Below are 22476 nucleotides of genomic sequence, written 5' to 3' on the forward strand. Positions count from 1 at the left end.
CAGACATGAGCGACATTTACAGCGATCTCACTCAATTGGGCGGCGACACTGTCCTGCCCAACTCGCCGGAACAGGCGGTTCTTGAACGCGTGCGGAACCCGCAGGCGGACGTGGACTATAACGTGCGCTTCACAGCGCCCGAGTTCACCTCGCTCTGCCCGATGACCGGGCAGCCGGATTTCGCGCATCTGGTCATCGACTATGTGCCCGGCGATTGGCTGGTGGAAAGCAAATCACTAAAGCTGTTTCTGGGATCGTTTCGAAACCACGGTGCGTTTCACGAAGATTGCACCGTCTCGATCGCGCGCCGTCTGCAGGATTTTCTCGAACCCCGCTGGCTGCGCATCGGTGGCTATTGGTACCCGCGCGGCGGCATCCCCATTGACGTATTCTGGCAAACGGGCCCCCTGCCGGAAAGCGTGTGGATTCCGGATCAGGGCGTTCCCCCCTATCGCGGGCGCGGTTGACCAAGATGCAGGATCCGAGCGGTATTACCTCTCGCTCGGGTCGCTATCCGCATAGTCGCGCAGAGTGTCAATATCGTCGATATCTGCGTGGTTTCTGTTGATCTTGACGCCAACAGTTTTCAACCGTGAAAACGCGCGGCTCAGGCTTTCGGGTTTCATCCCCAGGCGTCCTGCGATCAGCATCTTGTCGTAGGGAAGTTCCACCTCGCACGCGCCACTTTCCTGGTCACACAATTCCAGCAGAAATTCCGCAACACGCTGAGCACCGGTCTGCGCCTTCAGCTGCTCAAGCTGCGCCACCAGAGAGTGCAGATGCGTGAAAGTAGCCGCCAGAATCGAAATGCCGATTTCCGGATCTTCCCGCATCAGCGACAACAATACCGGGCTGGGGATATGCATCACTTCACAAGGAGACACAGCTTCGGCTGACACAGGGTATGGCACGTCCCGAAGTGCCACGGCTTCGCCAAAGCTGTCACCGCGCGTAAAAACGCTCACCACCGCTTCAGCTCCGGTCGGCGTAACACGGAACAGTTTGACCCAACCCGCCAGCATAACATGCACTGCCTTGGCCTCTTCCTCTTGCAGGAAGATCGTCTCACCCCGATCATATTTCCGCCAAACGGCCTGACGCAGCAATGAATCGACATGCCTCTCGGGCAAGCTGCGCAATAGAAGTGACTGGCGTGCGATAGCCTTTTGTGCCTCATGTGGCATCAAGGCATCCCCCTGTTTGTCCGTTTCGGGCAGCGCCCGAGTGATCATCCCTAGAAAAAGCTATGCCAAAGCACACTCCGACGCACCACCCCTATTCTTGCATCCAAACTTGACAATTGTCATGTCACGACCAGGTGCGCTGCCTTAAGTTCAGCTCAAAGCCAGTTATCCGGGGAGCATGTCAGATGGACTTCGAGCGATATTTCAGCCAGAGCCTCGACACTTTGAAAGATGAAGGAAACTACCGGGTTTTCATCGATTTGCAACGACGTTGCGGGGCGTTTCCAAACGCCCGGCAGACCGATGGGCCAGTTCAGCGGGATGTGCGGATCTGGTGCTCGAATGACTATCTGGGCATGGGCCAGCATCCGTCGGTGATCAGCGCCATGCACGATGCACTGGACCGCTGCGGCGCCGGGGCGGGTGGAACGCGCAATATCTCGGGGACCACCCATGACCACGTGCTTCTCGAAGCTGAATTGGCTGACTTGCACGGCAAGGAAGCCGCGCTGCTGTTTACCTCGGGCTATGTTTCCAATTGGGCCGCGTTGGGGACGCTGGCTGCGAAGATTCCGGGGCTGATAGTTTTCTCCGATGCGTTGAACCATGCGTCGATGATCGAAGGCATCCGCCACTCACGGGCTCAGAAGGTGATATGGAACCATAATGACCTTGAGGATCTGGACGCAAAGCTGGCCACCGCTGACCCCAACGCGCCCAAGATGATCGCCTTTGAGTCGGTCTACTCGATGGATGGCGACATCGCCCCTATCAAAGGGATTTGTGACCTGGCCGACAAATATGGTGCAATGACCTATCTGGACGAAGTGCACGCCGTCGGTCTCTATGGCCCGCGCGGAGGTGGTATTGCCGAACGCGAAGGACTGATGGATCGCCTGACCGTTATTGAAGGGACGCTGGGCAAGACCTTTGGTGTAGTGGGCGGATATATCGCCGCCTCTGCCACCCTGTGCGATTTCGTGCGCAGCTTTGCCAGCGGGTTCATATTCACCACCGCCCTGCCCCCGTCGATCGCGGCTGGGGCTGCGGCTTCGATCCAGCATCTGAAACAATCGAGCACGGAACGTGACTTACAAAAACAGCGGGTGGCGCAGGTGCGGGCACGGCTGGATGCCGAAGGCATTCCGCATTTGCCCAACCCCAGCCACATCATCCCGGTGATGGTGGGCGATCCGGTGAAATGTAAGTTCATCTCGGACACACTGCTGGAAGAATTCGGCATCTACATCCAGCCCATCAACTATCCCACCGTCCCCAAAGGTACCGAACGTCTGCGGATCACGCCGTCTCCGGTTCATACGGATGAGGATATCGACCATCTGGTCGGTGCGCTGTCAGCCCTGTGGCAACGCTGCCAGATTGCGCGGATGCCTATGGCCGCACAATAATTCCAAGCACCCCTTTGCATGGAGAACTGCCGCCCTTCGGGGCGGCGTTTTTTTCAGACCAGATAGAGGGCAAGTATGATCAGTGCAAAGCCCGTCAGCACAATGGAAAACCCACGCAGCCAGGCCAGGCTAGCCGTAAGGTCAAGATACTGCGCCAGGATGATGCGGCACTTGAGAAGCGCAAGACCCAGGATACCCGCACCGACGATTGTGGGCGCAAATGGTAACAGGGTCAGCACCGCCGAAGTCACGCTGAGCGCCAACAGGGTGAACCATGCGCGTGTGAGTGCGTTCGGGAGCCTCAGGCGGGAGTTTTTGTGAAAAGATGAAGACGCGGGCATCATATTACCCCAACAGGTAGATCACGGGGAACAGCATGATCCAGACCAGATCGACCATGTGCCAGAACTGCGCGCCTGCTTCGATGTTATGCGGGTCGTCGCGCCAGGCCACCAAGAGAAGGATTCCGACCCCGGCCAGGACATGGGCGGCGTGGAAACCGGTCAGCAGGTAATAGAACAGAAAGAAGGGATGAGTTTCAAACGTGATACCCTGCCCGGCTTTTCCCACGTATTCCGCACCCTTGATCATCAGGAAAACGATCCCCAACGCGGCCGCAACCATGAGGGCAAACCGTGCTTTGAACCGTTCTGCGGCGCGGCGCCAGCGCAGAGCCTGCGCGGCTAGGTAACCCGATGTGACCAACACCGCAGTGTTGAAGGCGGCGCCAGTACGATAAAGATGCGATTGGGCCTCGGCAAACCCCACCGGATCAGTCAATCGCACGCCCATGAACGCGATCAGGCCCGCGCCAAAGACCAGCAGTTCCGAGATGATCAGAACCCACATCAGTAACTCGCCCGGAAGCTCGTCGATCAGAGACGAAGCGCTCATGCTCCGACCAGTTGGCGGTAGATTTGCGGAAGGGCCATAGTCAGGCGGTGCGGGTCGGGGATGACGGCGAAACCACCCTGCCCAAACATGCGTGGGAACCAACTTTTGCCGGTCTTATCAATGGTGACGCCAAAAACCGATTGCCCGCCGCGGCGCGCCTCGCGAACAGCCATACAGGTGTCTTCGATACCATGGCGGCCTTCGTAATGGTCGAGGTCGTTGGGCTTGCCATCTGTGATGACCAGCAACAACCGGCGTTGGCGGGATTGGCTGGCCAGATCGGAGGAGCAATGTCGGATCGCCGCACCTAGCCGGGTGTAATGACCGGGTCGCAGAGAGGCGATGCGTTGTTCGACCTTTGCCCCCATTGGCTCATCAAACCGTTTGCAGCGTTGCACATAGACACGTTCCCGTTTCAGCGAACTGAACGCATGGATGGCGAAATCGTCACCACAGGCGTTCAGACCCCAGGCGAGCGCAGCCAACGCTTCGCGCTCAATGTCAATCACGGCGCGACCTGTGACCGCGCTTTCGGTTGAGCGGCTGACGTCCAACAGAATCGACACCGCCAGATCGCGGGCTTCGGGGCGCGACTGCATCCAGATGCGTTCGTTTCCTTCACCGCTCGCCATTCGCTCGGTCTCGGCCCGCACCGCAGCTTCGATGTCCAGCTGGTCTCCGTCCAGATGGCCTCGTGTCATCACTCTACCGGGGCGTAGAGCCTCGAACTGGCGTTTTACAGCGCGGATACGGCGAGCAGTGGCAGGGTCCTTTCCGAACTCGGCCGCGTCTTCGCGGATTTCGGCGTCCGAAAGCAGAACATTGACGTGATCCGGCAGATATTGCCCTGTCCGCACGTCCCATTCGGGATAGAGGATGCGACCCGACAAGCGCTCGCGGTTCACATCCTCGGGCGCAAGGTCCAGATGCAGTTTCAGCTTGGTCGGTGGTGCCTTGGAGATCTGACCCAAGCCGATCTCTTCCTGATCGTCAGCAGCTTTCTTGGCATTGTCAGGATCATCGTCGTCGATGCGGCGATTGATGTTCAGGAACTCGGCCCAGCTGAGGATCGCTTCGAACTTGTGCAAAATGAAGCTGTCGCTGCGCTCGGCCTGATCGGATTTGCGGCGGCGGGCGCGGTGCGTTTTTTCACCAGATTCTTCAGGTTCGCCTTCGGTTTCAGGGTTTTCCACCTCGTTATGCTCGGAAAACCCAACCGCCCGCAATTCGGGCCATAAAGGAACCGGGCGGAAATTTTGATACCCGCGCGCAGCAGTCAGATCGTCATCGTCCAGCGAAAGTAGTTGCTCGGCTTTTGAAGACAGGGGGGCAGGATCACCCAGCATATGACGGACAAGCTCTTCAACTGCCGCCTCGTCGGGCGGCAGGTCTGGGACGTCACGGTGATGCAGAACACCCTTGCAGAGTTCGGTGTAAAGTGGATGCAACCCGGGGGCGTTATCCAGTGTTGCCTCGACCATGTGTCGGGCAGCGATCAGGGCACGCAGGTCAGCGCGCAAAGGGTCGTCTTCGTCGATGCGAGTTCCAGCATGGGCCGCTGCGGCGGCGAGCCAGACGTAAAGCGCACCATTTGCCTCACGCGCAGGAAAGACAGCCAGGCGGTCTGGCAGGCGCAGCACTTCTCCGTCGAATGACGCGCGCGGCATCAGTTCGACTTCAGTCGCCAGGCGGCGGCGCCAGCTTAAACGGTGGCGCGATACCTCGGGTGAGACCGGGCGCAATTCCACGCCCGGAGTACCCCCTAATCCCCGAAAGAGGACAGCCAGCCGCCCCGCGACCTGAGACAGGTCGACCGCGGCTCCATCATGCACCTGGGGTGCATCGAGGCGACTGGCTAGGGAGTGCCACAGTTTCCCGATCGTTTCTTCGGGTTCCCATGGCTCAAAATCGATCTTGACCATTGGCCGGCCTCACCCAAAGACAGCCGTGACAAGATCGAGGAGCCCGCGTTTGATATCCTCGTCATCAGTCAGAGGTTCGATCATAGCGGCAAGGATAGCGCGGTCTGTCGACATGCCCTGTGCAATCAGCGTCGCAGCATAAACGACCAGACGGGTAGAGACGCCTTCCTCGAGGTCCTGACCCTTGAGCCCTCGCAGTTTGCCCGCCAGTCGCACCAGCGGTTTGCACCGCTCCAGCGGCAGACCACTTTCTTGCGCGACAACTTGCGCTTCCATCTCAGGCGACGGGAAGTCGAACTCGAGCGAGATAAAACGCTGACGGGTCGAGGGTTTAAGGGTTTTCAGGATATTCTGGTATCCAGGATTATATGAAGCGACCAACATGAAGCCAGGCGCGGCCTCAAGCTCTTCACCTGTGCGGTCAATCGGTAGGATACGGCGGTCGTCAGTCAGCGGGTGCAGTACGACGGTGACGTCCTTGCGCGCCTCGACCACCTCATCAAGGTAACAGATCGCACCTTCACGGACCGCCCGGGTCAGGGGGCCATCGACCCAGATGGTTTCTCCGCCTTTCAGCAAGTAGCGACCGATCAAGTCAGCAGCCGCCAGATCGTCATGACAGGCCACGGTATAAAGCGGGCGGCCCAGGCGGGCGGCCATATGTGCAACAAACCGGGTTTTGCCGCAACCTGTCGGGCCTTTCAGCAGAACCGGCAGGTCATTGTTGTAGGCGGCGCAGAACACGTCGCATTCATCGCCCTGGGGCAGGTAGAAGGGGGCGTTTGCCGCCCCCTCATTCAGTTTCATGGAGCCGTCCATATTCATCACTCCGCAGGGGTTTCAGCTGCACCGGATTCAATAACCTCTTTCCGGGGCACCCAGATCGAGTAAATAAACAACAGCGCACCAAGGACCACGACGACACCAGAGCCAAGACGCATCCAGTAGAAGATCGCGATTTGATCCTGCACGTCCATGAAGTACTCACCGACAACGCGTTGCATGTGTGTTTGCACAGTCCCACCGAAGGTCAGCACGAAGGTCATGAAGACCATGCCGCTGGTCATCAGCCAGAACGAGCCCATATTCAGTACCTGATTGTACGGATCACGGTTTTTCAGGATCGGCATCGCGTAGCTGAAGATCGCCAGGTTGAGGCAGACATAGGCACCGTAGAAGGCCAAGTGGCCGTGCGCGGCGGTAATCTGCGTGCCGTGGGTATAGTAGTTCACCCCATGCAGCGTGTGCAGGAAGCCCCAGACACCGGCACCGAAGAAGGCAAGCGTTGCACAGCCCAGCGACCACAGCAGCGCGGCCTTGTTCGGGTGATCGCGACGGCCTTTCCAGACCATGACGAAGGCAAAGGCCATCATCGCGAAGAACGGGATCACCTCGAGGCTCGAGAAGATCGACCCGATCCACTGCCAGTACGCAGGCGTACCGATCCAGTAGTAGTGGTGCCCGGTACCAAGGATACCCGAGAACAGTGCAGCCGCGACGATGACGTAGAGCCATTTCTCGACCACCTCACGGTCCACACCTGTCAGCTTCAGCATCAGGTAGGCCAGAATCGAGGCCATGATCAGCTCCCACACGCCTTCGACCCACAGGTGGACCACATACCACCAGTACTGCTTGTCGAGCGCCAGGTTGCCCGGGTTGTAGAAGGCAAACAGGAACAGCAATGCCAGACCCCACAGGCCCAACAGCAGGATGTTGGAGATGGCGGTCTTCTTGCCCTTCAGAACGGTCATCGACACGTTGTACAGGAACATGAGCGCGGCCACGACGATGCCCACCTTGACCCACTTGGGTTGTTCAAGGAACTCGCGCCCCTCTTTGCCCAGCAGCCAGTTGCCTTCAAACAGGTTGAAGACATAGGTCACGACAACGCCCAATGTGCCGACCACAAGAATGATCAACTGCAGATACGCGAGCTTGGGTGAGTGGATCTCGCGCTCGGTTTCTTCCGGGATCAGAAAGTAAGCCGCACCGAAAAAGCCCAGCAACAGCCAGACGATGAGAGAGTTGGTGTGCAGCATCCGCACGATGTTGAATGGCAGAAGCTCACTCAGGAAGTTCGGGAACACATAAATCAGACCAGCCAAAAGGCCGCCGATTACCTGTATCGCGAACAGGGCCATCGCTACTGCGAAGTAAGCGTAGGCGATTTTTTGGGATTCGTATTTCATTGCTCCGTTCCCTTTCTCAGCCTGCCTCGTTGGGCGGCCAGCCCTGAGCGTCGATATTGTCCGTCCAGATCAGGAAGTTCGTCAGATCACGGATTTCTTCGTCGCTGAGGTTGAAATTGGGCATTTGCCGACGACCGGGAATGCCGGTCGGTTGTGCTTCCATCCAGCCCTTGAGAGATTCAAAGGCCGATTCCGGGTCGTCCAGCACGCCCCAACGCGTCATTACGTTGCCGACTTCGGGGGCGAAATACGCGCCCTCACCAAGGATAGTATGACAATTGATACAGGCGTGTTTCTCCCAGACATGTTTACCTCGCACCACACTGTCATCAAGTTTTTTAGAGTTTTCAGAATTGACGATATACAGGTGCGAATGGGCCGATAAGGCCAGAAAGATGAGGATGAAGAACAGTGACCCGCCATAAAATATGTTACGAGCCATGCTCTTTGTCATGACTTCTCGCATCGCGCTCTCCTTTGCGCAGATTAGCTAGTGCGGTCAACATGGCGGGTGCGGCGCTGATCCGCCTTAACGAAAGTCAAGACATCAGGTTTGCGAGGGAAGAGATCGCTAAACTTCCCGCCAAGTGGCCTCAAATAGCCCCGAAATTGACTTAAAGCTTTGCTAAAAATAGGGGGGTATAGTGCGAATTGGCTCGCGTCGGATCCGACGCTTTGAACCAGTAACAACAAGTGGCAGGTTAAACTATGGCGAACTATTCATTCATCGGATACGACCCCGGGGTCATTTCGCTCAGCTTTACCGGGTTTAACACTGGTACGATAACTCTGTCCGGAACGTATGACGCCAGCTCTGACCGGCGTGTGTTCGATGTCGTTGACGCGGCCGGCGGCACACTTGTCAACGGCGACCCGGACAATGGAACAGACTTTAACGGCGACCGCTTCAACAACGAATTCGGCGACGATCTGACCCAATCCGGCGTTGTAACCAATCTTGATGGGTCAGTCACAATAGATTCGGGCGCTATCTATCTTGAGGAATCTTACAGTCTCAGCAAACCGGGGGGTGGCACCATCGATGTCTTCCGCGTCGAAGTCGAAGGCAATCTGGTCGGATACATCACCTCTGAACCGCTGGTGCCCGGAACGAACTATTCCTTTGTCCGGTCAAATGTCACCCCAACCAACGCACCGGACACTTCAGATCCAGGCGCAATTGTCGATGTGCCCTGCTTTGCGGCCGGGACACAGATTGCCACACCGGACGGCCCGGTTTCCATCGAACACCTGAACGTTGGCGATCAGGTCCTGACAGCCGACAACGGGCCACAAGAGATACGCTGGATCGGAGCGCGTGCATTGAATGCGTCTGACCTGACCGCAAAACCGAATCTGCGCCCCATTCGGATTGCAGCAGGCAGTCTGGGCAGTGACTTGCCAAAACGCGATCTGCGCGTTTCGCCGCAACATCGCATGATGGTTCGTTCACCAATTGCCGTGCGCATGTTTGACAGCAAGGAAGTCCTGGTTCCGGCCTGCAAACTTGTCGGCGTTCCTGGCATCACGGTCGAAGAGGGCGCGCAAGATGTCGTCTATTATCACATGCTGTTCGACCGGCATGAGATTGTCTATGCAGAAAGCGCCCCGTCAGAGAGTTTGTTCACAGGGGCGCAGGCATTGGCCAGCGTGCACCCGGGTGCCCGCGCCGAGATTCTGGATCTGTTCCCAGAACTCTTGCGACCCGAATACGAGCCGAAGCCGGCACGACAGATTCCGGATCAGGGCCGGCGTGCACGTGCGCTCATTCACCGCCATATCAAGAATGACCGCCCGCTTTTATCTGAATAACAGCCCATACCGGCCCCGGAAGAGTCAGTTTGCCCTGGCAACCCGGGGGCCAGTCAATGCCGGCCACATCGCAAACAGATACAATGCTGTGGCTGCGATCCAGAAGCCATCAGCCGTCAGCATGGCCGCCAAATACCCACCTGTCAGGCCCGAGCCCAGCCAGCGCACCAGAGCCGCCGCCGCCATCAACACATAGGCCACCACCATCGGCGACGACGCAACAAGCGGGCGTCCGCTGTGTCCCAGAGCGGCTCGACTCATGACAGCCAAAGTCATGCCGCCGACGCAGCCGATTCCCAAGATGTGTATTGCTCCAACTTCATTGCCCAGCCCAAGGGCTGACAGCCCCCACAGAACCAGCCCAAGGGCCAGCATTCCAAGACCCAAATGCAACGCGATCAGGATCGGCTGGCGCAGGGCCCAACCGGCCCTCCAATGCGCCATGCGCAACAGTTGAACGCCACCCAGTACCAGGGCACAAAAGCCTGCAACCGGACCAATATCCAACACCAGCACCAATAGGGGCAACAGAAGAGCCAGGACCATCGCGGCTTTCTCCAACCTTGGTACAGACACCGGCCATGACGCCTCGGGCTCTCCGGCTCGTTTCATCGCATTGCGGGTAAACGCGGGTGTGATGCGGCCGCCCAAAATCGCGATCATCGAACACAATGCCAGCAAACCTGCCCGAACCCCGATGTTGAGCGTATCGCTGGTGACGCCGACCCATTCCAGATGAACCATTAGATTTGAGACCCAGATCAAGCTCAGAAGATACAGAAAAACCATGTTCTGCGGTTTGGGTCGGCGGATCAACTGGCTTGCAACCTTTAGCGCCAGAATGGGAACAAAACTCAGATCAATGAGAGCAACAGCCAAGGAAGGCAACGCGGCTGAAAACCAGACCGCCAACCGTCCGGCCATCCAGATCAACGCCACGAAGGTAATAAAACGTGCCCGCGCCTCGGGCGCACCGGTCCAATTCGGCACCGCGGTCAGAAAGAACCCGCCCAGGGCCGCCGTTGCATATCCAAAGATCATCTCATGCGCGTGCCACATGACCGGCGGCATCTCATAGCTTTGCTCTACATATGGAAGCAGACCATCCAGCGAGGCGAGCCACACGCCCCAAGCAATCCCTGCGAACACTCCGTAAATCCCTGCAGAGAGGAAAAAGACGCGAAATCCTTCGCTGAAAATGCGCGTTAATGCTGATGACATGCCCGCTCTCCATAGCCTCGCTTGTCGTTAATCAAGCCCTATCGCGCCGGGGATTCTGCGGCCTTAACCGAAATCAAGCCCGTTTTAAAACATGCGCATAAATCTCAAGTTTTATTAGCACTTTTGTCCGTTGATTTTTGGCCGCTGCCATCACTTTGCGCCCCTTCCGTTGACTTTGGTCAAGGATGACATCTCCGTGATGGCTCAGTCTCTGCCTTGCCTCACCACGCATATGGAGAGTGATCATGTCACTTGGAATCAGCTACAACAAAACCGGCCGCGCCTTTGGGGTCGGTTTGGCAATGCTGCTGGGCAGCGTCGCTGCACCAACCTTTGCCGAAGAGCCAACATTAAGCGACGAAGCTTTTGAGTCGTCAAAGCAGCTCTATTTTGAACAATGCGCAGGCTGCCACGGCGTTCTGCGCAAAGGCGCCACAGGCAAAAGCCTTGAGCCCCACTGGAAGAAAACCGCAGCCGACGGCACTGTGACCGAAGGCGGCACACTTCAGTTGGGCCAGGAACGCCTTGAAAAAATTATCGCCTGGGGAACCGAAGGCGGTATGAACAACTTCTCGGACATCATGACCGAGCAGGAAATCAAGGATATGGCGACCTATATCCAGATGGAAGCCCCCAAGCCACCTGAGATGTCGCTGGAACAGATGATGGCGACGCGCAAGGTCTATGTCGAAGAAGCCGACTATCCGACCGAGCCGCTACACGGCCGCAACTGGGAAAACTTCTTCGTCGTCATCGAGCGTGACGTAGGTAAAGTGGCCGTTATCGACGGCGACACCAAAGAAGTGCTGACACACATCCCGACCGGTTATGCCGTCCACGTTCTGAAAGCATCGGAACACCACAGCATTACCGAACCGGAAAACCCTGGCCGCTTCTGGTACACGATGGGCCGCGACGGCAAGATGACCAAGATCGACCTCTGGCAGAAGCCTGAGAACATGTTGGTTTCCGAAGTCAAGATTGCCTATGACGCGCGTGACGTGGCCGTTTCCGGCGACGGTAAGTACGTAATCGGTGGTGGTTACTGGCCGCCGCACTTCGCTATCGTAGACGCCCAAACGATGGAACCGGTGAAGGTTGTATCGACTCGCGGTGTGAACGTGGACGGCGACTATGTAGAAGAAGCCCGCGTGGCTGCAATCTACACAACGCCGAACGAGCCAACCTGGATCGTTGCAATCAAGGAACTGGGCCAGCTGTGGCAGGTAGACTATACCGACCTGGACAACTTGCGGATCGACAAGATCGACTCGGCCAAGTTCCTGCATGACGGGTTCTTTGACCCGACAGGCCGCTATTTCCAGATCGCCGCAAACGCGTCGAACAAAATGGTGGTTGTCGACACCGAAACCCACAAGCTGGAAGCAATGATCGACACAGCCGCGTTACCGCACCCTGGTCCGGGTGCCAACTGGGTTGACCCGAATTGTGGCCCGGTTGCTGGTACGACCCACCTTGGCGTTGGCACCGTGACAGTCTGGGGTAACGACCCCGAAAACCGTCCGGACGATGCCTGGAAGGTCTGCTACGAAGTGGAAACCGACGGCCCGGGCCTGTTTGTCCGTACCCACCCGAATTCGGATTACATCTGGGCTGACCAGACCAAGCATCCGGAACCGGAAGTGCAGCAATCGGTGCAGGTCATCTCGAAAGAGACCGGTGAGATCGTGAAAACCATCCAGATCACCGAAGACGAAGGCAGTGCTGCCGTTCACTTCGAATTCAACGCGGATGGTACCGAGGTCTGGGTTTCCAAGTGGAACCTGTCAGACTCGCTGGAGCCCAACGGACAGATCGTGATTTTCGACGCCAAGACGCTGGAAGAAATCGGTCGCATCGACGGGCTGTTTGCTCCGACAGGCAAGTTCAACGTCTACAACCGTTCGAACCACGTCACCTGACGGTTTCACAACCAAAACCGGAAAGGGCGGGCCCCTCGCCCGCCCTTTCCTCGTTTGAGACATCAGCCAAACTCACCGGCCTGCCACCTAAGGCCAGACAATACAGCCAAAACGGAGCCCGGATATGACCTCCGAACCGGATAAGAAAAAACCGATCTGGCGCCGGTATTTCCTTTGGGGAATGCCAGTGGCCGGCATCGCCGCGGCCTTTGTCGGCGGCATCATCTTCTGGGGTGGGTTCAACACCGCCATGGAAGCAACAAACACCAAGGATTTCTGTATCTCGTGCCATGAAATGCGCGATTTCGTCTATGAGGAATATACCGGCACGATCCATGACGTGAACCGGTCGGGCGTGGGGGCTGTCTGTTCCGATTGCCACGTGCCCAAAGACTGGACCCATAAGATGATCCGCAAGATCAAGGCGTCCAAAGAGCTGTATGGCAAGATGGTCGGTACCATCAACACACGTGAAAAGTTCGAAGCCAAGCGCGTGCATCTGGCCATGAACGAATGGGAGCGGATGAAGGCCACCGACTCGCGCGAATGTCGCAACTGTCATGACTTCGAGTCGATGATGCCTGAGTTTCAGAAACCCCGCGCACGTCAGCAGCACCTGAACGCGATGACGGCCGGTCAAACCTGTATCGATTGTCACAAGGGCATCGCGCATTCGGACGCTCGCGACCGGGCCGACGAGGAGTATCTGGAAAAACTTGAAGCCCCGAACCCGGCATTCATTCGTGAGATCCCTGCCGAGTATCTGGCAAGCCTCGAGAAAATTGAAGCCCAGGAAGCTGCTGAAGCTGAAGCTGAAAAAGCCGCTAAAAAAGCTCAGCAAGAATCCGTTCAGGCGCAGATTTCTGCAGCCGTCGACGCCGCTGTGGCGGAAGAACGCGCCAACGCAGCCGGTGAAGAAGCCGCGGCCCCGGCAACAGGCAGCAGCGATGTTGCAACCAACATCGACTGGAAAGCAGTGTCCAGCGCAGATCTGAAACTGTTCTATCCCGGTCAGGCTTCGTTTGAGTGGGTGCAGAACGGCAAGTTCCACGGTGGAGCGCGGCCTCTGACCAAGGGCGGGGATCAATGCACAACATGCCACGCCAAGGAACTGGACGCGATCGGCAACAAGATCGTTGCTGGCGGCGATCTTGAACCAACTCCGATCCCCGGCAAACGCGGTGTGATCGATGCAACCGTTCAGGCGGCGCATGATGACGAAAACCTGTATATCCGCCTGCAATGGCCGGATGCGGGCCACAACCCTGCCCCGTTTGTCGACGGCGGCAAGATGGATCCCGACAACCAGATCAAGGTGGCCATGATGATCGCTGGCACAGGTATCGAGCTGGGCGAGCAAGTGGGCTGCTGGGCCTCGTGCCATGCGGACAACTCGTATATGCCGTTTGATCCGGGGGCCGAGGCGATTGCCGCCAATGGTGACGTTTCCGGTCGTCTGAGCACACAGGACACAGTGACCAAATACATCAGCGAAAGCCGCACTGAGGTCGAAGTCAAAGGTCGTCGTGGCAAGGCACTGGGCGGTTGGGACAAGCTGCAAGCTGCGGAACAGATCGAGCAGTACCTGGCCGATGGCACCTATCTTGACCTGATGCGCGTCTATGCCGACGGCAGCGCCACCAACGGGTATCTGCTGGAGCAGCGTGTGGTCAATGATGGTGAAATCGCCGCGTCGGCTGAATTGTCCGGCGGTATGTGGACGGTGGTCTTCACCCGCCCGCTGAACTCGGGCGCGCCCGGTGATGTGCCACTGGAAGCAGGCCAGACCTACACCGTTGGCTTTGCGATCCACGACGACTTCAGCGCTGCCCGGTTCCACCATGTGACGCTGAACACCAGCCTCGCGCTGGATGATGACAGCGTATTCATCAACGTGGTCAAACAATAACGGATCGGGGCCGGGTCATCCGGCCCCCGCCAATTTGGAAAGGAGACATGGATTATGAAACCCCAACGCCTTCTTCCCGCGCTGCTACTGCTGGCCGCGCCCGCCTGGGCGGATGAAACCGCCGAGCTGTGTGCCGAGGCGGAAGAACGTTATGTAGAGCTTTTTGGTCAACCCTCATCCGCGGTCAAGGACGCCGAAGTGGTGTTGATGTACAAGTACAATTTCTGCCCATTCGAGCTGACCGTGAAGGCAGGCACAACCGCCCGATGGGTGAATGTCGACAAACGAACCAGCCACTCGGTTTTACTGAAAGACGGTAGCGAGCCTGAAAGCGACCGTTTGTTCCCTGAGGAATCGGTTGATCTGACGTTTCTTGCACCCGGACCGCAAGACTATCTGTGCGGCCCACATTGGGAGACACAGAACATGATCGGAATGATCACCGTCGAACCCTGAAACACATAAAATACAAGCAAGAAGACAGGAGCACGGGCGCAAATCCCGCGCTCCTTAACTTATGTCAAGGAGGTTGGTTTGTGATTACGCCACCTTGATCTCATGACACGCCCGGCAGGCCCAGCGACGTCCTTTTTTGCGCAAGCCAGTGCCGGGTTCCGAAGACATTCAGACTAGGCGAGTTTGTACATGAGCGGTAAGGTTTTTCTGATTGGCGCAGGCCCTGGCGATCCCGAACTGATGACCCTGCGCGCATTGCGGATGCTGCAAGAAGCAGATGTGGTGGTTTATGACCGGCTGGTGTCTGCCGACATCCTGAATCTACACACGGAAGGCGCACGGCTGATCCCAGTTGGCAAGGCCCCCAAATGCCATACGGTTCCACAAGACCGCATCAACGAAATTCTGCTCGAAGAGGCCAGCGCGGGACATACGGTTGCCCGTCTCAAGGGCGGCGATCCAATGATCTTTGGCCGCGGCTCGGAGGAGGCCGCCTATCTGATGGCCCACGGTGTCGCTGTCGAATATGCGCCGGGCATTACTGCGGCACAGGGCGCGTCCTCCTCGACCGGTGTTCCGCTGACCCATCGCGGGCTGGCGACATCGGTGCAGTATGTCACCGGGCACCGTCAAGCCGACAAGGTCCTGGATCTCGACTGGAAACGTCTGGCCGATCCGGACTCGACGCTTGTGGTCTATATGGGGGTTGCCAATATCGGCCAGATCGCCGTGGGCCTGATGACTGAAAACCTGCCGGGTTCCACCCCGGTTCTTGCGGTGGGCAAAGCTACCACAACGGATGAACGCCGCATGGTGTCCCGGCTGGACCAACTGGCCACCGACGTGCGCGAAGCCGGGTTGAAAGCACCCACGCTCTTCATCATTGGCAAGGTTGTATCGCTTTATGCGGAACGGCCCGTGGCCGAGCTTTTGGAGCAAGCCAATGGCTAAGCTGGGGCGCAGAACAGTCGCGGCAAGAAGCGGCGGCGCACAGCGTCCGGTAGTGCGTCGGCACTCGATGCCTTCCGTGTTGCTGACAACGGCTGTGCTCGTTGCGACATCCGCCTTCGCCGCTGACACCCTCGACCCCAACGCCCTGAAACGCCTTGTCCATCAGGACTGCGGCTCTTGCCACGGTCTGTCCCTGAAAGGTGGCCTCGGCCCCGATCTGCGTAGCGAGACACTGGAACACTATGATGCGGACGTCCTGACCGGCGTCATCCTCGACGGCATCCCCGACACCGCGATGCCCCCATGGCGGCCCCTGATCAGCGAGGAAGAGGCCGAATGGATTGCCCGCTACCTGCTGGAACAGGAGGCACAATGAAACACCTCGTACTTGGCCTTGCAGCCTCATTGATGTTGACCACCGCACAAGCCGAACCCACAGCGACCGGAGATCTTGGCCTTGTGATCGAACGCGCCAAGGGATCGGTCCTGTTGGTCGATCAATCCGACCGTGCGGCTCTGGCTCGTATCGAAGGGCTGGGCGATTTGTCCCATGCCTCGTTGGTCTATTCGCCCGATGAACGCTTTGCCTATGTCTTTGGGCGTGACGGCGGGCTAACCAAAGTTGATATCGTCACCCGCCAGATCGTGAACCGCGTCGTGCAGGCGGGCAACGCCATCGGCGGGGCGATCTCGGATGATGGTACACTTGTTGCCGTGTCGAATTACGAACCCGGTGGAGTGCGCGTGTTTGATGCGGACACGTTGGAAATGGTCGCGGACATCCCCACCGACAGCAAAACCATCGGTCTTGTCGATGCGCCGGGGCGCAGGTTCGTCTTCACCATGTGGGACACGGGCGAGACATGGATTGCCGATTTCGCCAAGGGCGATCCCGTGATCACCAAAATTCCCGACATGGGTAAAAACCCTTATGATGCGCTGATCACCGCCAATGGCCGCACCTATATAACCGGCCTGTTTGGCGAAGACGGCCTGACCGCGCTTGATCTGTGGGCTGACATCCCGGAACCCATCCGTGTGCTGCCCGATTACGGGCGCGGGCAAGAAGAAATGCCGGTCTACAAGATGCCCCATCTGGAAGGCTGGGCGCTGACGGGGCGTGAATTCGTGCTACCTGCGGTAGGTCATCACGAGGTTCTGTGGATCGACGCGGATACTCTGACCGAAACAGGACGGACCCAAACCCATGGCCAGCCGGTCTTTGCAATGGCACGTCCGGATGGGCGACAGGTATGGGTCAATTTCGCCCACCCGCTGAACGATACGATTCAGGTGATCGACAGCGTCAGCAAAGAAATCATCCACGAATTCAAGCCCGGCCCCGCCGTGCTGCATATGGAATTCACACCACGCGGACATGAGGTCTGGATCAGCGTGCGCGATGCCAACAAGGTCATGGTCTACGACACGCAGAATTTTGAAAAACTGCGCGAAATCGATGCCGACAGCCCTTCGGGCATCTTCTTCACGGCCCGCGCGCACAAAACGGGGCTTTAACGGATGCAGCATATCACCGACCCAATCGATTGCCGTCTGCTGGACGAATTTCAGCGCGATTTCCCGCTTACAGAGCGCCCGTTTCAGGTTCTTGGAAAAGCGTTGGGACTGGACGAAACCGAAGTACTTGACCGCCTGACCCGGATGCGTGCCACTGGCCGCATCACGCGGGTTGGCGCAACCATCACACCCGGCGCGGTGACGGCCAGCACTCTGGCTGCGGTATCCGCCCCGGAAAATCGGCTGGAAGAGGTTGCCGCCCTGATCGATGCCGAACCTGGCGTGAACCACAATTACCAGCGTGAAGATGCCTGGAACCTCTGGTTTGTCGCAACCGGCCCGGACCGGGATCATGTCAACGAGACCCTGGCCAGGATCAGCCGGGCCTCGGGGTTGCGAGTGCTGGATTTGCGTCTGGTCCGCCCGTTCAACGTGGATCTTGGGTTTCGCATGACCGCCGGTGCCAAAAACGTTCCCAGCGCGCGCAGGGTTGACGCAACGGCCATGCGAGACGGAGATCGGTGTTTGCTGCAGTCACTCAGTTCGGGTCTTTCACTTGTCGTGGAACCCTATGAGGCTCTGGCCCGTTCATTGAACCGGAATGTCGATGACGTGATGGCCCGGATCGCCGCCTTGCACGCCGCCGGTATCATTTCACGGCTCGGCGTTATCGTGCGACACCGCGCACTGGGTTGGTCCGCCAACGCGATGGTCGTTTGGGATTTGCCCGCGGAACAAATCGACACTGCCGGTCCGGCGCTGGCAGCCTATCCCGGTATCACTTTGTGCTATGAGCGCAATCCGGTCGAAGATGTCTGGCCCTATCGCCTCTACTCCATGATCCACGCCCGGACCCGGAACGAGGCTCTGGATGTGCTGGCTGGCGCAAAGGACCTGCCCGAACTGGCCCGCGCGCGGAACAAGGTGCTGTTTTCGACCCGCTGTTTCAAGCAGACCGGAGCGTTGATTCAAGCGAGAGAGGTTGCCGCATGACTCTGGACGATAAAGACCGCGCGATTCTGAACCGGATGCAGGACGATCTGCCGCTCACCTCACACCCCTATGTGGCTGTCGCCGAAGAGCTTGGCCTGTCTGAAACCGAGCTGTTGGACCGTCTGACTCGCCTGAAGGAAGACCGCGTCATCACGCGCTTTGGCCCGTTTTTCGACGCTGCTGCCATGGGCGGGGCCTTCTGCCTGTGCGCTATGGCTGTTCCGGTCGAGAATTTCGAAACCGTCCTGACCAAAGTCAATGCACACCCGGAGGTTGCCCATAATTATGAACGTACGCACCGGCTGAACATGTGGTTCGTGCTGGCCACCGAAACGCCCGAGGGAATCGAGGCCACCGCCGATGCCATTGAACGGGAAACGGGGATTCAAGTTCTCTGTTTCCCCAAACTCCAGGAATTTTTCATCGGCTTCCGGGTGGCAGCATGATCGACGCAATTGACAGGCAGATTATCGAGACGTTGCAAGGGGGATTGCCCCTGACCCCGACCCCGTATGCTCAGGTTGCCAATGATCTTGGGCTGCAGGAAACCGATCTGATTGAACGACTGTCGGCCCTGAAAGCACGCGGTGTGATCCGCCGCATTGCCGCGGCACCCAATCACTACAAACTTGGCATGACCTCGAACGGCATGACCGTTTGGGATGTGGACGATGCCAGCATCACCAAGTTGGGTGCACGGATCGGCGCCCTGCCCTTCGTGACCCATTGTTATGAACGGCCCCGCGCCTTGCCCGACTGGCCCTATAACCTGTTTGCCATGGTACATGGCGCCAACGCGACCGAAGTGGAAGCAAAACGCGCCGAGATCGCAGCAATTCTGGGCGACGCCTGCCGGGCCAAAGACCTCCTCTATTCCACGCGCATCCTGAAAAAGACCGGGCTGCGCCTGAAAAAGAAAGGCTGAGATATGTTCCGCCTGACAGAATACATGCACCAACTCGTCAACCCGACCCCGGTGCGCAAACGCCGCCCCGGCCCAGTGAAACCTGTGGTGATCTGGAACCTGACGCGGCGTTGCAACCTGAAGTGCCGCCATTGCTATACCGTCTCGGCGGATGTTGCGTTCCCAGGTGAGCTCAGTCATGAGCAAGCCATGGTAACCCTTGAGGATCTTGGCCAGTTTCGCGTCCCGGCCTTGATCCTCTCGGGTGGGGAGCCGCTGGACCGGTTCGATTTCTTCGACATTGCAAAGCGCGCCCGCGACCTGGTGCCGATGTTGGCCTTGTCGACCAACGGCACGCGGATTTACGATGAAACCGCCGACATGATAGCCGATGTGGGTTTCAACTATGTGGGCATTTCCTTGGATGGGATCGGAGCCACCAATGACTGGTTCCGCGGTGTCGAAGGTGCCTTTGCCGACGCCCTGCGCGGCGTACGCGAATGCAAGAAACGTGGTATCAAGGTTGGTCTGCGATTTTGCCTGACCGAAGGCACACAGCATCACCTGCCGGACCTGCTGCAACTGTGTGATGATGAAGGCGTCGACAAATTTTACCTGTCCCACCTCGTCTATGCCGGACGTGGTGACAAGAACCGAGGCGAAGACGCCGAACATCAGCGCACCCGCAAGGGATTGGACCTGCTGTTGGAGCGCGCGTGGGAGGCCGCGTCGGGTGGGCGACCATTGGACGTTGTGACTGGCAACAATGACGCCGACGCAGGGTATTTCCTGAATTGGATTCGCACGCATTTTGATGCCGAGAAGGCCGCCCATGTGCGTGCGCACCTGTCCGCCTGGGGTGGGAATTCCAGCGGTTTGGGCGTCGCCAATATCGACAACCTGGGCCGGGTTCATCCCGACACATATTGGTCCGATTACACGGTCGGCAATGTGAAAACCAAACCGTTTTCCGAGCTTTGGACCAGCGATGACCCGATGCTGGCCATGCTACGCACCCGCCCACGCCCACTTAAAGGCCGCTGCGGTGCATGTGAGCTGAAGGACGTCTGTGGTGGCAACACGCGTATTCGCGCCTTGCAACTGACTGGCGATCCATGGGCCGAAGATCCGGCCTGTTACCTGTCAAACGAAGAAATCGGCGTGGATGACGCAGGAGAGCGCCTGCAGGTCACACCGTTCCGGGGGAAAAGCAATGATCCGGCGCATCAGTTCTTTTGATAACTCGTCCCTGTTCCGTCAAATCGTGACACCTGTGGCGCGTGCAGGAGCCTCCGGCGTTAGTATTTGGAAAAAGATGAAGATCGGGCTGATGTGTTCAGTTCTGAGCTTTGGCGCGGCCTGGGCTGATGCGCCCTCGGATTACGCTGAACACTGCGCTTCGTGCCACGGAGAGAACCGCTTGGGCGGCGTTGGGCCGGCTTTGATCCCCGAGACTTTGAAGCGGATGCGGGGGCCGCGGGTTGCGGCGGTGATCGCCGAGGGGCGCACTGCGACGCAGATGCCTGCGTTTTCACATGAACTCGACGCCTTGCAGATCGAGGAACTGGCGGGATGGCTGAAATCTCCGCTCGAGAGTAACCCGGAATGGGGCGAAGCTGACATCATGGCCAGCCGCACTCTGGACGAGGATTACGCCCCAGTTGAAGCACCCGCGTGGGACAGCGACCCGATGAACATCACACTGGTGGTTGAGACTGGCGACCATCATGTCAGCGTTCTGGACGGCGACACGTTTGAAGTTCTGGACCGGTTCGAGACCCCCTTTGCCGTTCATGGCGGGCCGAAATTCAGCCCCGATGGCCGGTACGTCTTTATCATGTCCCGCGATGGCTGGGTCCAGAAATACGACATCTGGGCGTTAAAACAGGTTGGACGTGTGCGCGCGGGCCTCAACAGCCGCAACATTGCCATGTCAGGTGACGGAAAATGGGTCGCCGTTGCGAATTACCTGCCCAACAGCCTGACCCTGCTGTCGACCGAGGACCTGTCGGTAGCCACCGTCATTGAAGTGAAAAGCAAGAAAGGCGTGCCCAGCCGTGTGTCTGCCGTGTATCAGGCACCGCCACGGGAAAGCTTTGTGTTGGCGTTGAAAGATGTGCCAGAGATCTGGGAAGTATTCTATGGGGCCAACCCACCTCAATTTGGTATCGGGCACGATTTCCGCATTGAAGGGCAGTTCAAGAACCCAAACCCTTTCCCTGTGCGCAAGATCACCACGCTCGACTATCTGGACGACTTCTTTTTCGACCAGAGTTATGAATACGTCATGGGTGCATCCCGCGATGGAAAGGGCGGTCAGGTGATTGATCTGGTCATCGGGCACAAAGTGGCCGATCTGGACCTGCCGGGGATGCCGCATCTTGGCTCGGGCATCACATGGAAGCATGGCGATACAACCGTCATGGCCACACCGCATCTGACCGATGGCACCGTGTCGGTGATCGATATGGAAAGCTGGGAAACTGTCAAACGGATCAAGACCGAAGGGCCTGGGTTCTTCATGCGCAGCCATGAAAGCTCGCCTTATGTCTGGGCTGATGTATTTTTTGGTCCGAACAAGGACGCTATGCATGTGATCGACAAGCAAAGCCTTGAAATCGTGAAGACTCTGCGCCCCGCGCCGGGTAAAACCGTCGCCCATGTAGAGTTTACCAGGGATGGCAGCCACGCGCTGGTTTCGATCTGGGAAGATGACGGCGCAGTGATCGTCTATGACGCGCAAACACTGGAAGAAGTCCGGCGTTTGCCGATGCGCAAACCTTCGGGGAAATACAATGTCTGGAACAAGATCACCTTCTCGGAAGGCACCAGCCACTGAGGAAAAATGGCCGGTTTGGAAGCTGGCCATTCTGCTTTACCCCGCCACGGCACTGACCGTGGCCATCAACTTGTTTTTACTGGGCTTAATTTTGCACAGTGTCGGATTTGGGGCGATTGAACCCGTTCCGGCCCTTCTGTGGTCCATCCCTTTGGGCATTCCTGCGACATGGCTGGCAGGGCGCTGGGTACGCGGATTGATGGACGAAGCAGACGGCTGAGCAAAAAGTCTGTCTGCCTGACCAAAGTCAAGTATCGGAAAGAGAGATTCCCATACGGTTTTGAAAAGATTTCCGAGTTGGATTCTCCATGTCCGCCTATCAATTTCTCCACATTCTCCCTGACCGTGCC

Annotated in this window: 23 protein-coding genes; 15 read left to right on the forward strand and 8 right to left on the reverse strand. The window is 58.0% G+C overall.

What is annotated here, in order from left to right; genetic code table 11:
• The first annotated feature begins 5 nt into the window (after nt 1-5).
• Nucleotides 6-467: a preQ(1) synthase gene (gene queF / locus AC2FJZ_RS04950; protein WP_496668280.1), complete on the forward strand. Its 462-nt coding sequence runs from the start codon at nt 6-8 to the stop codon at nt 465-467.
• Nucleotides 468-491: 24 nt separating this feature from the next.
• On the opposite strand, the gene AC2FJZ_RS04955 is transcribed toward queF, so the two are convergent.
• Nucleotides 492-1184 carry a Crp/Fnr family transcriptional regulator gene (locus AC2FJZ_RS04955; RefSeq protein WP_496668282.1) on the reverse strand — a complete coding sequence of 231 codons (693 nt, stop codon included), beginning with the start codon at nt 1182-1184 and terminating at the stop codon, nt 492-494.
• A gap of 185 nt (nt 1185-1369) precedes the next feature.
• On the opposite strand from AC2FJZ_RS04955, the gene hemA reads away from it, so the two are divergent.
• Nucleotides 1370-2593 carry a 5-aminolevulinate synthase gene (hemA, locus tag AC2FJZ_RS04960; RefSeq protein WP_496776272.1) on the forward strand — a complete coding sequence of 408 codons (1224 nt, stop codon included), beginning with the start codon at nt 1370-1372 and terminating at the stop codon, nt 2591-2593.
• Between the two features lie 53 nt (nt 2594-2646).
• On the opposite strand, the gene AC2FJZ_RS04965 is transcribed toward hemA, so the two are convergent.
• From AC2FJZ_RS04965 to AC2FJZ_RS04990, 6 genes are all read right to left on the reverse strand, one after another.
• Entirely contained in the window at nt 2647-2844 is a 198-nt protein-coding gene (locus AC2FJZ_RS04965) for a nitric oxide reductase F protein (RefSeq protein WP_496776273.1), read from the reverse strand.
• Between the two features lie 94 nt (nt 2845-2938).
• Entirely contained in the window at nt 2939-3487 is a 549-nt protein-coding gene (locus AC2FJZ_RS04970; RefSeq protein ID WP_496668288.1) for a cytochrome c oxidase subunit 3, read from the reverse strand.
• Nucleotides 3484-5409: a nitric oxide reductase activation protein NorD gene (locus tag AC2FJZ_RS04975; RefSeq protein ID WP_496776274.1), complete on the reverse strand. Its 1926-nt coding sequence runs from the start codon at nt 5407-5409 to the stop codon at nt 3484-3486. Before AC2FJZ_RS04975 ends, AC2FJZ_RS04970 begins: the two co-directional genes overlap by 4 nt.
• Before the next feature lie 9 nt (nt 5410-5418).
• On the reverse strand, nt 5419-6234 hold the full coding sequence (locus AC2FJZ_RS04980; protein WP_050603739.1) for a CbbQ/NirQ/NorQ/GpvN family protein: 816 nt from the start codon (nt 6232-6234) through the stop codon (nt 5419-5421).
• Nucleotides 6234-7601 carry a cbb3-type cytochrome c oxidase subunit I gene (locus tag AC2FJZ_RS04985; protein WP_050603738.1) on the reverse strand — a complete coding sequence of 456 codons (1368 nt, stop codon included), beginning with the start codon at nt 7599-7601 and terminating at the stop codon, nt 6234-6236. The genes AC2FJZ_RS04980 and AC2FJZ_RS04985 overlap by 1 nt, the downstream gene beginning before the upstream one ends.
• 16 nt (nt 7602-7617) lie before the next feature.
• Nucleotides 7618-8067 carry a c-type cytochrome gene (locus AC2FJZ_RS04990; RefSeq protein WP_050603737.1) on the reverse strand — a complete coding sequence of 150 codons (450 nt, stop codon included), beginning with the start codon at nt 8065-8067 and terminating at the stop codon, nt 7618-7620.
• Between the two features lie 242 nt (nt 8068-8309).
• On the opposite strand from AC2FJZ_RS04990, the gene AC2FJZ_RS04995 reads away from it, so the two are divergent.
• A complete protein-coding gene (locus tag AC2FJZ_RS04995) occupies nt 8310-9413 on the forward strand; it encodes a Hint domain-containing protein (RefSeq protein ID WP_496776275.1) in 1104 nt (367 codons plus the stop codon).
• Between the two features lie 24 nt (nt 9414-9437).
• Here the strand turns inward: AC2FJZ_RS04995 and AC2FJZ_RS05000 are convergent, their stop codons facing one another.
• A complete protein-coding gene (locus AC2FJZ_RS05000; protein ID WP_496776276.1) occupies nt 9438-10634 on the reverse strand; it encodes an NnrS family protein in 1197 nt (398 codons plus the stop codon).
• Between the two features lie 245 nt (nt 10635-10879).
• On the opposite strand from AC2FJZ_RS05000, the gene AC2FJZ_RS05005 reads away from it, so the two are divergent.
• The 12 genes from AC2FJZ_RS05005 to AC2FJZ_RS05060 all read left to right on the forward strand — a co-directional run bounded on the left by AC2FJZ_RS05005 (nt 10880) and on the right by AC2FJZ_RS05060 (nt 22346).
• Nucleotides 10880-12556 (forward strand): cytochrome D1 domain-containing protein, encoded by a 1677-nt coding sequence (locus AC2FJZ_RS05005; RefSeq protein WP_496776277.1) that lies wholly within the window; start codon nt 10880-10882, stop codon nt 12554-12556.
• A gap of 124 nt (nt 12557-12680) precedes the next feature.
• Nucleotides 12681-14465 (forward strand): NapC/NirT family cytochrome c, encoded by a 1785-nt coding sequence (locus AC2FJZ_RS05010; protein ID WP_496776278.1) that lies wholly within the window; start codon nt 12681-12683, stop codon nt 14463-14465.
• A 54-nt stretch (nt 14466-14519) separates the two neighbouring features.
• Nucleotides 14520-14921, forward strand: coding sequence for a cupredoxin domain-containing protein (locus AC2FJZ_RS05015; protein ID WP_496776279.1), 402 nt, complete (start codon nt 14520-14522; stop codon nt 14919-14921).
• A gap of 189 nt (nt 14922-15110) precedes the next feature.
• A complete protein-coding gene (gene cobA / locus AC2FJZ_RS05020) occupies nt 15111-15872 on the forward strand; it encodes a uroporphyrinogen-III C-methyltransferase (protein ID WP_496776280.1) in 762 nt (253 codons plus the stop codon).
• Entirely contained in the window at nt 15865-16248 is a 384-nt protein-coding gene (locus AC2FJZ_RS05025) for a c-type cytochrome (RefSeq protein WP_496776281.1), read from the forward strand. Before cobA ends, AC2FJZ_RS05025 begins: the two co-directional genes overlap by 8 nt.
• Nucleotides 16245-17390 (forward strand): cytochrome D1 domain-containing protein, encoded by a 1146-nt coding sequence (locus tag AC2FJZ_RS05030; protein WP_496776282.1) that lies wholly within the window; start codon nt 16245-16247, stop codon nt 17388-17390. The genes AC2FJZ_RS05025 and AC2FJZ_RS05030 overlap by 4 nt, the downstream gene beginning before the upstream one ends.
• A 3-nt stretch (nt 17391-17393) precedes the next feature.
• The gene (gene ahbB, locus AC2FJZ_RS05035) at nt 17394-18383 is read left to right on the forward strand and encodes a siroheme decarboxylase subunit beta (RefSeq protein WP_496776283.1); all 990 of its coding nucleotides are present in this window, start codon (nt 17394-17396) and stop codon (nt 18381-18383) included.
• Nucleotides 18380-18829, forward strand: a complete 450-nt coding sequence (locus AC2FJZ_RS05040; protein WP_496776284.1) for an Lrp/AsnC family transcriptional regulator — start codon at nt 18380-18382, stop codon at nt 18827-18829. The genes ahbB (AC2FJZ_RS05035) and AC2FJZ_RS05040 overlap by 4 nt, the downstream gene beginning before the upstream one ends.
• Nucleotides 18826-19308: a siroheme decarboxylase subunit beta gene (ahbB, locus tag AC2FJZ_RS05045; RefSeq protein WP_496776285.1), complete on the forward strand. Its 483-nt coding sequence runs from the start codon at nt 18826-18828 to the stop codon at nt 19306-19308. Before AC2FJZ_RS05040 ends, ahbB (AC2FJZ_RS05045) begins: the two co-directional genes overlap by 4 nt.
• Nucleotides 19309-19311: 3 nt before the next feature.
• The gene (gene nirJ, locus AC2FJZ_RS05050) at nt 19312-20526 is read left to right on the forward strand and encodes a heme d1 biosynthesis radical SAM protein NirJ (RefSeq protein WP_050603727.1); all 1215 of its coding nucleotides are present in this window, start codon (nt 19312-19314) and stop codon (nt 20524-20526) included.
• Nucleotides 20501-22126, forward strand: coding sequence for a cytochrome D1 domain-containing protein (locus AC2FJZ_RS05055; protein ID WP_496776286.1), 1626 nt, complete (start codon nt 20501-20503; stop codon nt 22124-22126). Before nirJ ends, AC2FJZ_RS05055 begins: the two co-directional genes overlap by 26 nt.
• The gene (locus AC2FJZ_RS05060; protein WP_496776287.1) at nt 22083-22346 is read left to right on the forward strand and encodes a hypothetical protein; all 264 of its coding nucleotides are present in this window, start codon (nt 22083-22085) and stop codon (nt 22344-22346) included. Before AC2FJZ_RS05055 ends, AC2FJZ_RS05060 begins: the two co-directional genes overlap by 44 nt.
• Nucleotides 22347-22476: the final 130 nt, after the last annotated feature.

It is taken from the genome of Ruegeria sp. CDSA079, assembly GCF_059612245.1.